Annotated in this window: 9 protein-coding genes; 3 read left to right on the forward strand and 6 right to left on the reverse strand. The window is 75.0% G+C overall.

Annotated elements, in window-relative coordinates; genetic code table 11:
* Positions 1-79 precede the first annotated feature (79 nt).
* The 6 genes from ACWGJY_RS09965 to ACWGJY_RS09990 form a co-directional block, all read right to left on the reverse strand.
* Positions 80-1,261: an FxsB family cyclophane-forming radical SAM/SPASM peptide maturase gene (locus ACWGJY_RS09965; protein WP_453260278.1), complete on the reverse strand. Its 1,182-nt coding sequence runs from the start codon at positions 1,259-1,261 to the stop codon at positions 80-82.
* Between the two features lie 160 nt (positions 1,262-1,421).
* On the reverse strand, positions 1,422-1,640 hold the full coding sequence (locus tag ACWGJY_RS09970) for a YxD-tail cyclophane-containing RiPP peptide (RefSeq protein WP_453260279.1): 219 nt from the start codon (positions 1,638-1,640) through the stop codon (positions 1,422-1,424).
* Between the two features lie 104 nt (positions 1,641-1,744).
* Positions 1,745-5,125 (reverse strand): SAV_2336 N-terminal domain-related protein, encoded by a 3,381-nt coding sequence (locus ACWGJY_RS09975; RefSeq protein WP_453260280.1) that lies wholly within the window; start codon positions 5,123-5,125, stop codon positions 1,745-1,747.
* 5 nt (positions 5,126-5,130) lie between these two features.
* Positions 5,131-6,204 (reverse strand): AAA family ATPase, encoded by a 1,074-nt coding sequence (locus ACWGJY_RS09980; RefSeq protein WP_453260281.1) that lies wholly within the window; start codon positions 6,202-6,204, stop codon positions 5,131-5,133.
* 348 nt (positions 6,205-6,552) lie between these two features.
* Positions 6,553-8,913 carry a VMAP-C domain-containing protein gene (locus ACWGJY_RS09985; protein WP_453260282.1) on the reverse strand — a complete coding sequence of 787 codons (2,361 nt, stop codon included), beginning with the start codon at positions 8,911-8,913 and terminating at the stop codon, positions 6,553-6,555.
* The gene (locus ACWGJY_RS09990; RefSeq protein ID WP_453260283.1) at positions 8,913-9,341 is read right to left on the reverse strand and encodes a CU044_2847 family protein; all 429 of its coding nucleotides are present in this window, start codon (positions 9,339-9,341) and stop codon (positions 8,913-8,915) included. The genes ACWGJY_RS09985 and ACWGJY_RS09990 overlap by 1 nt, the downstream gene beginning before the upstream one ends.
* A 153-nt stretch (positions 9,342-9,494) precedes the next feature.
* Between ACWGJY_RS09990 and ACWGJY_RS09995 the strand changes: the two genes are divergently transcribed.
* The 3 genes from ACWGJY_RS09995 to ACWGJY_RS10005 all read left to right on the forward strand — a co-directional run bounded on the left by ACWGJY_RS09995 (position 9,495) and on the right by ACWGJY_RS10005 (position 12,139).
* Positions 9,495-9,677 (forward strand): DUF6104 family protein, encoded by a 183-nt coding sequence (locus ACWGJY_RS09995; RefSeq protein WP_030081126.1) that lies wholly within the window; start codon positions 9,495-9,497, stop codon positions 9,675-9,677.
* Positions 9,678-9,929: 252 nt separating this feature from the next.
* Entirely contained in the window at positions 9,930-10,862 is a 933-nt protein-coding gene (locus ACWGJY_RS10000; RefSeq protein ID WP_453260284.1) for a DUF4097 family beta strand repeat-containing protein, read from the forward strand.
* Between the two features lie 2 nt (positions 10,863-10,864).
* On the forward strand, positions 10,865-12,139 hold the full coding sequence (locus ACWGJY_RS10005) for a helix-turn-helix transcriptional regulator (protein ID WP_453260285.1): 1,275 nt from the start codon (positions 10,865-10,867) through the stop codon (positions 12,137-12,139).
* Positions 12,140-12,168 lie beyond the last annotated feature (29 nt).

Genomic DNA, 12,168 nt, shown 5'->3' on the forward strand with positions numbered 1-12,168 from the left:
GCACGCGCTGGCTCTTCGGCACGATAGCCCAAGTGTCCCCCCATATGACGACAGTGCGTCAGGTCATGTTGAAGGCACGTCAGTTGAGCGCGACCGTGGCGTCCAGCCGGGCCGCGATATGCCGTATCAGGCGTTCCAGGTCGGCGCAGTAGACGGACGGGTTGGCGAATCCGCCGGGGTCCGCGCGGTAGCGGTGCGCGTAATTGCCGCCGCCGCACACCTCCACCAGGGCACAGCCGCGGCACTGGGCGCCGAGGCCGTCCAGGCCGCTGCGGCGGGCGACCATGCCGGGGTGCGTCAGGGCCTCGTCGAAGGAGTGCCGGAAGACGTCGAGTCCGGTGGCGGCGGCGCCCTCGTAGGTGGATTTGAGCGAGTCCACCTGTTCGATGGCGCCGTCGGTGTCGACGACCAGGGCGACGACCGGGGAGAGGCCGACCGCCTCGCTGGAACTGGGGCGGCCCAGGAGGAGGCCGAGGATTTCGGTGAACACCCGCACCCGGGGGCCGGGGCCGCCGTCCCACCACAGGTCGAAGACGGTGCACAGCCAGTCGCCGTACGGGGTGCGGCCGGCCGGGCCGAGGGGGGTGGGCCGGCGGCCCCTCCCGGCGGTTGCCGGGGGAGGGCTGGACCAGTTGGCGTGCGGGAGGAGGAAGTCGACCATCGGGGGGTCCAGGGCGCGCAGCGAGCGGTAGACCTCGGCGGGGTCGGTGGTGATGTCGAGGGTGCACAGGATGCCGGCGAACGCCTCGGGCCGGTCGTGGAGCAGACGGACGGCGCGGGAGACCGCGGGCCAGGAGGACCGCCCCGCGTGGTCGATACGGCGGCGGTTGAGGCCGGGTGTGCCGCCGTCGAGGCTGAGGCCGAGCCGGAAGCCCGCGGCGGCGAGGGTGTCGATCATGTCCCTGGTGAGCAGCGTCCCGTTCGTCTGGACGCCGAATTCGGCGGTGCAGTGGGCGGGCAGCGCGGCGCGGATGGCGGCGGCCTGTTCCAGGAGCGGGCCGGGGCCGGTGAGCAGCGGCTCCCCGCCGTGCAGATCGATACGGACCTCGCGCAGCCGGTGGGTGCGGGCGTGTTCGGCGATGCGCAGGGCGGTCTGCCGGGCGGTGGCGGCCGGGACGGACCGTGGGCGCGCGCGCCAGCTGCGGTCGGGGCCGGCGTAGATGTAGCAGTAGGTGCAGGCGAGGTTGCAGCGACTGTGGACCTTCAGGACGAACTGCCGGAAGGGCACGACGGCGGTCCGGCCGGTCTTCTCCCCCGCCACGGCGTCGCCCCCTGCACTCGTCTGCCTGCGTCGAGATACGGGATCGGCAACTCCCGCCCGTTGTCTGGTACATGGCTCCCCGCTCGGACGAGGAACCAAATCTCCCCAGCAACTGGCCGGTTCCCTTGCACGTTTGCCCAAAAACAACCGTTCGTGACCGTCAATGCAAAGCTTTTTCCGGGCCGTCCTCGTAATACGCCACGGCTTCCTCGGCCGACGGCCAGTTGCGCAGCAGCAGTGCCGCGACCTCGCCCAGCACCGCATGATCCGTCCGCGCCGCCAGAACGCCCACGTCAACCCCGGCAAAGTCCGGCAGCCGCTCGGCCGACGGACCCGGCGGGGCGGCCACCGCCGGTTCGGTGCGGGGGGTAGTCGCCACGCTGCTCTCCTCTGGCCGGCTGGACGGGTGTGTTCCCGAACTCCCGTCCACAGAAACACGTTCCGGGGCGGACGGCCAGGCAGCCGGGCGGGCGCGCGGGGCGGTCAGGCGGTGGTTTCGAGGGCGCGCATACGGGCGCGGGTGCGCTGGGCCTCGGCGCCGGTGTCCTCGGCGGCGCGCTGCCACTGTTCCCAGCTCTCGCGGTAGGCGTGCAGCGCGGAACGGGAGCCGGCGGTGACCTCCAGGACCTCGCCGCGGCGGTGGTGGGCGCGGGCGGCCAGCAGGGGGCTGTCGGCCCGCCGGGCGGCAGCGGCGGCCCGGCGGTAGCAGGCGGCGGCCCGGTCATGGCGCTCACGGGAGTCGAAGCGGCGGTCCAGCAGCAGCTGGACATCGCCCACTTCGAGCCAGGCTTCGGCCGACACCACGTCCGGTACGTCCACCCCGCGGGCGGCCAGCTCCAGGATCCAGTCGGCCTCGTGCAGATCGGCGAGCGAGGGCTGGCGTTCGTAGCGCAGCCGCAGGGCACGGCCGAACAGCAGACGGTGGTTGCCGAGGTCGGGGTCCTGCGGACCGGCCCGGCCCAGCGCCTCGCGCAGCACGTGCACCGCCTCGTTGGCCAGCCGTCTGCCCGGCTCGTCGGCCGGCTCCTGCCGGGCGCGCAGCAGCAGCGCCGCGCCGCGCTCGGCGAGCAGCGAGCTGTGTTCGGGCGAATCGGGGGTGGTCAGCCGGAGGGCCGCGGCCAGCGCGGCGATGGCGGCGTCGAGGGCGGTGAGGGAGCCGGTGCGGGTGTGTACGGCGCGCTGGACGGCGGCCGTACGGCGCAGGCTGTCGGCTTCCAGGGCCCGGTCGTCGAGTTCGCCGGCCATGGCGCGGGCACGTTCGAGGGTGGGCAGCACGGACGGCAGCCCCGCGCCGCCGTTCAGCTGGCGAGCCGCCGCCAGGTCGAGCAGCGTCTCGCAGACCAGCCGGTCGGCGGCGCTGCCGCGGCGGCGCAGCAGCACGGTGGCGGTGTCGAGGTCATCGGCGGCGCGCACCGCGAGCGCCTCGGCGGGGCGCGGCCCCTGCTCGTGGTCGCGGTCGGCCCGGCGGGCCTGGTCGAGCAGGACACCGCCCCGGGCGGCGTAGACCTCGCCCGGCACCTGCTCGCCGCTGGGCCACTGGTCGAGGAGGGTGGTCAGGGAGCGTTCCGCCTCGTCCAGGGGGTCGTCGGCGGCGGTGTCGTCGCTCGGTGTCAGATCGGCGGTGGGCGGCAGGGCGGCCAGGCGGCGCAGGACCTCGGTGCGGAGCACCATGCTCTCCAGGACGCGGGGGTCGAGCAGGCTCATCAGCCCGCAGGCGGCGTGCAGATGGCGGGCGGCGCCGGCGAGTGCGATGCGCTCCTCGTCGGGTGTGCCGGCGCTCCGGTGTTCCCGGGCACGGGCGTGGCCGACCCGGCCGAGCACGATCAGCGCCCGGGTGTGCTCGGCCTCCCGGCCGGCGGTGGCGGCCGCCCGGTCGTCGGCGGCGCCCGGCGCCGTGGCCCGTTCCGCGGCCCGTGCCGCCCGCTCGGCCTCCTCCAGGGCGTCCGGCTGGCGCCAGGTCGCCCAGGCGTGCAGCAGGGCGCGCGCGAGGTCCGTACCGGCCACGGGCAGCCGTTCGGTGGCGGCGCGCAGCAGCCGGACGGCCTCGATCAGGTCCCGGCCGGCGCGGTCCTGTTCGTAGCGCTCCAGGAGGGCCGCGCCCTCCGCGGCCGGGCCGTCGGCCACATACGGCTGCCGGGCGGGCGGGCGCAGGGCCGGTTCGAAGCGGCGCAGTACGCGTTCCGAGACCCGGGCGAAGGGTTCGGGGACGGCGCGCCGGCCGGTCTCCGGCTCCCGGCCGCTGCCGGAGAGCATGGCAACCGCGACGGCCGGGAAGTTGCGGGCGCTGCGGCCGAAGGTGCGCTCGATGTAGAGCGAGCAGTGCTTGAGGACCAGGGCGGCCTCGCCCGCGCTGAGCCGGCCGAGGAGTTCGTCCCGCACGCCGGGCAGGAAGTCGTACCACGGGCCGCTCACCCCGGCCTGCTCCCCCGACGGCCGCTCGTCCACGGGGAGTTGGGTGACCAGACCGCTGAGCAGCACCTCCGCCAGCTCGGCCGGGCCGGTCTGCGGCAGCATCGCACGCTGGACGAGCTGGATGACGGGGAGGGCGAGCGGGACGGCGGAGAGATGGACGGCGAGCAGCCGGGCGGCGGGTGAGGCCTGCTGGTCGAACTCGCGGACCATACGGGCCGGTGCGGCGGGCTCGGACGCCGGCGCCGGTCCGGCCGGCTGCCCGGCGCCGTGGTCGGCCCGGACCACGGAGGCGGCGCCGCGCAGCGAGAGACCGGCGTCGGCGGCGGCCAGCCGGGCCCAGGAGCCGAGGGCGGAGGGGGTGGCGGAGAGGACCGGAATGGCGCGTTCGCGGGGCGCTTCGGGCGGGGCGCCCGGTGCCCCGGCGGGGCGCCGGCGACGACGGGCGGGCCGGAAGTCCAGGGCCTGGTAGGGGCCCTGGCGGCGGACGAGGGTACCGGCGACGGCGGGCAGGAGGGTACGCGCCCACATCCGCTGCGGCAGCGGCTGGACCACGGCGAGCGGGGCGTCGGCCGCCCATCGGTAGAGCAGCCGCTGCATCCGGCCGTCCCGCCAGAGGGGCCCCGCGCAGTCGCTGACGACGAGGGTGAGGTGGTGGCCCGTCGGGTCGTGCAGCTGGTCGGCGGGCCGCAGCGGGCGGCCGGGGCCGGGGGCCGCCGTGACGCCGATGTCCGGGCCGTGCGGATGGAGGTAGTGCACCGTCACATCGCGGAAGGCGCCGACCCGTTCGCAGACCTGGCGCAGATCGTGCAGCATCTGCTCCCAGACCGCCATCGAGGACGAGCCGTCCATCAACAGCCGCAGGGCGGCCGCGCGGCGGTGCACCCCGCGCAGCACCGGGATGATCATTTCGGCATGGGCGGAGAGTTCGGCGGTGGCGGGCTCGTCCAGCTTGCGGCGGGCCGGGGCGACCGGCGGGCGGTAGCGCTGGATGGGCCGCAGCGCGCGCTGCAGCGGCAGCAGCCCGGGGAACGCGGAGGCGATCGGGACCGCGACCTCGCCCAGGCGCTGCCGGTCCGGGTCGGGGAGCCGCTCCTCCCGGGTGGGCAGCAGCTCCGCGACGCGGCGCCGGGCGCCGTCCCGGAGGGCGGACGAGGACGGGTCGGCGTCCGGCGGACCGGTGTCGCCGTCGGCCGGTGGTGCCCCGCGGGCGCCCCCGGGATCCGTGCTGACGGCCGGTCCCACCCGGAAAGTGGCCGGATCTGTACGGTCGGGGCCCTCCGTGCGGGCGGGCCCGGCGTCCGCGGAGCCCTCCGTCCGGGAGGCGTCCGGGGTGATCCACTGGGCGAGCCAGAGGGCGTCGGCCATCCCGCGGGCATCGGCCGGCACCCCCGCCGCGGTCAGCCGGGCGACGAGTTCGTCGAGGGGGCCTGGGCCGGGCTCCCCGAGGGGCACCGCACTCACCTCGTCCGATCGAGAGGCCGCATCAGCTCCGCCGTCAGACGCCGTCGGGTCTCCTCCTCGTCCTCGTCCGTCCAGCCGGCCTTCTGGGTGAGGTGGATGGCGTTGAAGAGCTGGTCGACGGCGCGGACATCGCCGGGTTCGCGGTCCAGGAAACGGTCGATCACCGCTTCGTAGCGCTCGGCGGCCCCCTCGCCGAAGTGGGCCCGCACCATGGCGGCGAGCCGCTCCTTGTCGGGGACCGGGATGTGGAGGTGGATACAGCGGCGCAGCAGGGGCGCCGGGAAGTCGCGCTCGCCGTTGCTGGTGAGGACGATGAAGGGGAAGGCATGGCAGCGCACCCGGCCGTCGCGCACGGTCACCCGCGCACCGTCGTCGCTGAGCACCTCCACCTCGGGGGCGGATCCGGCCAGCCGCTCCAGCTCCGGAATCCGGAACTCCCCTTCCTCCAGCACATTGAGGAGGTCGTTGGGCAGATCGATATCGCTCTTGTCGAGTTCGTCGACGAGCAGGACGCGGGGCCGGGCGGCGGGCAGCAGGGCCGTACCGAGCGGGCCGAGGCGGATATAGCGGCCGATGCCGCCGCCGGGTTCGTCGGTGGGGTCGGCGTCGTCCGCCGCCGCGCCGTCCGCGCCGTCCGCGGCGGACGGCGCGGACGGGGCGGCGCGGGCGATCTGGAGGTCCTGGAGGCGGCCGATGGCGTCGTAGTCGTACAGGCCGTCGCGGAGTGTGCTGCGGCTGACGACGGGCCAGCCGAGCACCCGGCCGAGGCCGAGTTCATAGGCGACCGAATGGGCCAGGGTGCTCTTGCCGCTGCCCGGTGCGCCGGTCACCAGCAGCGGACGGCGCAGATAGAGGGCGGCGTTGACCAGCTCGCGCTCGGTCTCGCCGGGGCGGTGGTGGCTGGCTTCCCGGTGCTGCACACCGAGCCTGCGCTCGGAGGAGGGATCGAGGGCGGCCGGCGGCGCCACGAGGGGACCGCCGTCGAAATCGCGCCATGGGGGTGGCGGCGGAAGGTGCTCAATTCCGTCGTGCGGTGCCCCCGCGCCACGGTAGATGAGCCAGTCGCTCACGTCGGAACTCCTCGTCGCCGGCCAGGCCTGGGTCAGGAGCGATGGTCATGGCGGATTGCCGGAGGCGTCGGCATCGTCCACCCCGGCCTCCCCCCACGTCCGCCACCGATCACGCAGATGCGCAATCACGAACAAGTCTTCCACGACGCTATGACAGTACCCAGCCGGACGGAAGCGCACGGGGCGGTTTCCGGTCTCGCCTGTGGGCATCACAGGCGGCCAAGTGCCATGTGCGGGGCGCGACTTGCCGCGCGAGGGGCGGAAGCGACCGGGCCGGGCACCGGGCGCGTGCGAGGTGCGAGGGGCGTGCGCGGCGCCCGGACCGTCGGGGGGCGGCGCCCGGCCGGCTCATCGCGGCGACAGCTGGGGGCGGTCCGTGAAGAGCGGCGGAATCGGGTCTTCCGGGTCGTCGTACAGGAGCACCAGGTCGCGGGCCCAGTGGGTGCCCTCCTCTGCGGCCTCGGCGGCCTTCGCGCGCAGCTGCCGGACGAGCTCGGGAAGCCGGACCACCCCGCCCGAGCCCTGGAGCAACTCCCGTACCCCGCGGTGGAATTCCTCGCAGCCGGCATCGCAGTCCCGCTCCTCGCCGTGGCCGCCGGCCGGCCACAGCCCCGCCGGGAATCCGCTGTCCAGTACGGCGCCGACCGCATCCCGCCCGAACCCGTCGGCGACCGTGTGGCACAGCGCGGGCAGCACGCCCTCGCCGGCCGCCTCCAGCAGCCGCCAGATCGCCTCGGCGGAGCCGGGCCGCGCGCCGTCACCGGTGCGTGCCCGCAGGCGCAGTGCCCGTAGTTCCGGGGCCGCGCTCAGGCCCTGCCAGCGGCGCAGCCAGGCCGGGTCGACCTGCTCGCGCCGTCCCTGGTCGCGCAGGATCACCGCGCGCCCGGGGCCCACCGGGCGCCGCCGGGCGGTGCGCCGGGTCGAGGCCGCGACCTCCCACTGGCCCGCGGCGGTGTGCCACTGGCCTTCGGGGACGGCGACCTCCAGCCGTACCCGGGCCCCCGGCCCCGCATCGCTGTCGGCCCGCAGCAGCCGCCCGCCGAGCCGTTGCAGCACCTGCTCCCTGGCCTGCTCGAACGGCACCCCGCCGGCCGACTCCTGGACGTCCACCCGCAGCCACTGCCCCTGGCCGTAGCCCTCGCTGACGGACCAGTTGAACAGTTCCTGCCCGCCCTCGCCGTAGAACAGCGGCTCGAACTCGACGAGCACGGAGCGCGGGCGGCGGCGTACCGGTCCTATCCTGCGACGGTCCTGCGGCTGCAGCACCACCGCCTTGGCCTGCACGAACTCCGCGAGACGGGCCGCCTGTCCGCGTACCGCCGCGGCCTGTTCGCCCGGTACGTCGCGCACCTCGTCGGCGGTCAGCTGCGCCACGATCCGCAGATAGTGCACAAAGGCGCGCAGCTCCGTGTACGGGTCGCTGCCCTGGTAGAGCGCGCCGTGACCGTCCCGCCAGGTACGCAGCGACCAGGCCCCCGGCCGGTCGCCGCGGTCCAGCACCTCGCCGACCGCGGCCTCCACGAGCAGCGGATCGCGTGGTGCGGGCAGATGGGCGAGCAGGTCCAGCGCCTGCAGCCGCTCCTGTACGCCCCACAGGCGGCCACGGCCCGCCATGATCGCGTGCTGGGCGTCGAACCAGGTGGGCCCGGTGGCGCGGCCGAGTTCCTGACCGGCCCAGTGCCAGCGGTCGTGCAGGCACATCAGCGCGTGGTACGGGTCGGGCCCGAGGCCCTCGGCGCCCGGGACCAGGTGTTCGGGCCCCAGCCCGCGCAGCGCGGTGACCGGCACCGCGAGCCCGACGTGGTCCTGTTGGTGGCGGCCCTTGACGATGCCGACCACCTCGCCGCGGTCACAGTCGATCAGCGGCCCGCCGGAGGCGCCGGGCGTGACCCGGACATCGCTGCCGAACTGCAGCCCCCGGGCATCACGGGCACCGAAGCGGACCGCGATGAACGGGTCGACGGGGGTGACGGGGGTGACGGGAGCGCGCGGGGCGGCGGGCGCGCCGTGCCCGCCGTGCGCGTCGCCGTGCGCGCGCAGGCCGGGTCCGTCGTCCGGTCCGCTCCGGCCGCGCCCGCCGGCCGCCCCCCGTACGCCGCGGTCCTCGCCCGGCCCGTGGACGCCGCGTCCGTCGCGGGACGTCCGCGCGCCGTCACCGTCGTGCGGCTCACGTAGGACGCGTTCCCCGGACCGGGCCGGGTCCGCGGACCCGCCCGCGTCACCGTTCCCGCCGTCCCGCCCGTCCAGGTCCGCTTCCGCGGCCCCGCCCGTCTGATCGTGCCCGCGGAAGATATAGGCGTCCTCCAGGAGCGTCGCCGGCTGATCGCTGAGCCAGGCGCAGGGGTGGTCGGGCTCCGGGTCGAGCAGCCGGACCAGCGCGAGGTCGGCGCGGGCGGCGCCGGGGCCGGCTTCCGGCGCGGGCCGGCTCAGGTCGTACGCCGGCCGCGCGGGTACCACCCGGCCGCCGAACGCGACCCCGAAGACACCGTCGGGGCCCGTGTCGCGCCGGCGCCCGTCACTCGCCGCGAGCACATGGGCGCAGGTCAGCACCCATCCCGGGGCGATCAGCACCCCGCTGCCCCATGACCGGACGGCCCTCGCGCCCGGCGCGGCGCGCAGTCCGACGGTGGTGCGTCCGGCGTGGTCGAGGAGCTGTGCGTAGTGGGCGCGTTCACCGCGGGAGGCGGACCGGCCCTCGGAAGTCGTCATCAGCGGCTCGCGTCATCCGGCTCCCGGGGGCCGGCCGCAGGTCCCCCGTGCGGCTCCTCCGGTAACGCCGTCCGGTCCTCGCGCCGCCAGGTGAGCGTGACGGAGAGGTTGGCCTTCGCCTCACCGTCCGCGAGCAGGGCAACGGCCTTGCCCGGCTTGGCCGAGAGCTCCACGCCGAAGGTCACACTGGTCTCGTGCGGCGCGACCCGCTCGGTGGCCTGGCGGACACTGGCGGCGACCCCGCCGATCACCTCGCGGAGCCCCTCGACCCGGGCGCCGAGCGCGTCCCAGGCACCGACGTCCTCGAATTCGCCGTCGGCCCCGTACGCGTCGTCGGGCCCGTCGAGCCCCGGGGCGTCGAGCCGGGAGACCCGGGCCCAGACCTCCGTACCGTCCGGCAGCTCGATCCGCTGCGCGCGATCGTGCATCACGGCCTCCTGCTCCCCGTGTGCGGCAATTCCCCCCTTGCCGCAGGACCGTTGACAGGTGATCAGGCTAGCCTTCGGGCGCCTGTGGCGCGAGGGGTCCGTGAGCCTGCCTATCCTGGCCGGGAATGACCCATGACCCCTGGTGGAGAGCGCGTGTATTTCACTGACCGTGGCATTGAGGAACTGGAGAACCGGCGCGGCGAGGAGGAGGTCACCCTCGGGTGGGTGGCCGATCAGCTGCGTACGTTCGTCGACCTGAACCCGGACTTCGAGGTACCGGTGGAGCGGCTGGCCACCTGGCTGGCCCGCCTGGACGACGAGGACGAGGACGAGTAGGCCGGGGCGGACGGCGGACGGCCGCCGTCCGGCCGGGGCGAGGCCGCCGCACACCGCGGAACCCGGAGCGGAACACGGAGCGGAACGCGCAAACGCAGAGCGCGACACGAAGCGGAACACCTAGGGGACGCACCACGGACACATAGGGGCAAGCTCCGGGACCGGAGCGCTTGACTTCCGCAATCCGCGACATATCGTGTCTACAGAAGACGCGATATATTGCGTTGCACGGCTATCCAGGGGAGGCCAGGAATGTCAGCCCGGACCGAGTGGTCTCACCATCCGATGCAGGTGGCCGAACCGCGCACGCTGGAGATCACCGACCCGCTCGACGCGCTGAACGTCCGCCTGGTCGGCGGCACCGTCAACGTCGTCGGCACCACGGACGACGGCCCGGCCCGCCTGGAGATCAGCGAGCTGCACGGCCCGCCGCTGACCGTCTCGTGCCGCAACGGCACGCTGTCGGTCGCCTATGAGGACCTCCCCTGGAAGGGCTTCTTGAAGTTCCTCGACCGCAAGGGGTGGAACCGCAGCGCGGTGGTGTCGGTGACCGTACCGGCCGGCACCCGCGTCGAGGTCGGAGTGATCGGCGCCGGCGCGGTGGTCTCCGGCATCTCGGGGCGTACGGACGTCCGCGGCATCTCCGGCGACAGCACACTCGTCGGGCTGACCGGCGGGGTGCGGGCCGACACCGTCTCCGGCAGTGTCGAGGTCCAGTCGGTCACCGGCGATCTGCGGTTCCACTCCGTCTCGGGGGACCTGACGGTCATCGACGGTGCGGGCGGTGCGGTGCACGCCGACTCCGTCAGCGGCGACATGGTCCTCGATCTCGACCCGGCGAAGGGCGCCGACATCACCTTGACGACGGTCTCCGGCGAGGTCGCCATCCGGCTGCCCGACCCGGCGGACGCCAAGGTCGAGGCCAACACCGCGAGCGGCACGGTCTCCAACGCCTTCGACGATCTGCGGGTCAGCGGCCAGTGGGGCGCAAAGAAGATCACCGGCTCGCTGGGTGACGGCACCGCCACGCTCAAGGTCACCACCGTCTCCGGCGGTCTGGCCCTGCTGCGCCGCCCCGCTTCCGAGGACGAGGCCGGGCGGCCCGGTGCCCCCGGCGGCGGCCCGGCCCCCGGTCCGCACAAGGACTCCCCCACCGCCCCGCCCGCAGGGAAGAAGGTGCTCTGAGCATGCCCCCCGTCTTTGCCCACGGCCGCCTGCGCCTCTACCTCCTCAAGCTGCTGGACGAGGCGCCGCGGCACGGCTACGAGATCATCCGCCTCCTGGAGGAGCGCTTCCAGGGCCTCTACGCCCCCTCCGCCGGCACGGTCTACCCCCGGCTGGCCAAGCTGGAGGCCGAGGGCCTGGTGACACATGCGACCGAGGGCGGCCGCAAGGTCTACTCCATCACCGACACCGGACGAGCCGAACTCGCCGACCGCGGAGGCGAGTTGGCCGACCTCGAACTGGAGATCCGGGAGTCGGTCGCGGCGCTCGCCTCGGACATCCGGGAGGACGTGAGCGGTTCGGCGCGGGATCTGCGCCGTGAGATCCGGGAAGCCGCCCAGCAGGCCCGCAAGGACGCGCGAGGCTCCGGGAAGGCCGCGCACAACGGCGACGGGAAGGCCGACTCCGAGGACAACACGTCCGGACGTCCGTTCCCGGAGGCCGCCGGCTACTTCGACGCCGCGTTCGGCGACAAGGAGTCCTGGCAGCAGGCGAAGGAGGAGTTCCGGCGCGCCAAGGAGGAGTGGAAGGAACAGGCCCGGCGCGCCAAGGAGGAGAGCCGGCGCGCCAGACAGGACGCCCAGCGGGCGCGCAAGCAGGCCAGGGACGCCCAGGTGTTCGCGCGCGAGGAGGTCCAGCGGGTCATCAAGCGCGTACAGGAGCAGACCCAGGAGGCGGTGCGGTCGGGCGACTGGTCGGGCGCGGTGCGCGAGGCGCTGTCCGAGGTGTCCCGCGAGGTCGGCCGCTTCGCCGGCGCCCAGTCCGGCAACGGCCGGGGCGGCGAGCCGGACGGCGACGGGCGGGGCAGCAAACCGGACGGCACCGGGCAGGGCAGCAAACCGGACGGCACCGGGCGGGGCAGCGAGCCGTTCGGCGCCGGGCGGGGCGGCGCGGACAACGGGACCCGGGTGACGGTCGAGCGCGTCGACCTGCCCGAGGAGGAGCAGGGGAGGGTCCCCGGGAAGGGCCCGGCGAACGGCTCTGCGAGGGGCCCGGCGGCCGGGGCTCCGCCGGCCCCGGAGTGGGCGGCGGAGCCGGCCGGCGACAACCCGGCCCGCGACTTCGACCGGCTGCTGGACCGCTTCCGCGACGATCTTCGGGACGCGGCGCGCGACCACGGCGTCACCGCCGCACAGCTCAAGGAGTCCCGCCGCCGGCTGTCGACGGCCGCCGCCCACATCGGCGCGCTGCTGCGTGATCCGGAGCGGTACGCGTCCCGGACGGACCGGGACGACTGAGCGGCCGGGGCCGGGACAGGGGCGGGGGC

The sequence above is a fragment of the Streptomyces sp. NPDC054765 genome (genome assembly GCF_053612065.1).

Coding starts and splice junctions, on each gene's coding strand:
- ACWGJY_RS10000 (WP_453260284.1), top strand. CDS start 9,930: ATGTCAGCCCGGACCGAGTGGTCTCACCATCCGATGCAGGTGGCCGAA.
- ACWGJY_RS09990 (WP_453260283.1), bottom strand. CDS start 9,341: ATGCACGATCGCGCGCAGCGGATCGAGCTGCCGGACGGTACGGAGGTC.
- ACWGJY_RS10005 (WP_453260285.1), top strand. CDS start 10,865: ATGCCCCCCGTCTTTGCCCACGGCCGCCTGCGCCTCTACCTCCTCAAG.
- ACWGJY_RS09985 (WP_453260282.1), bottom strand. CDS start 8,913: ATGACGACTTCCGAGGGCCGGTCCGCCTCCCGCGGTGAACGCGCCCAC.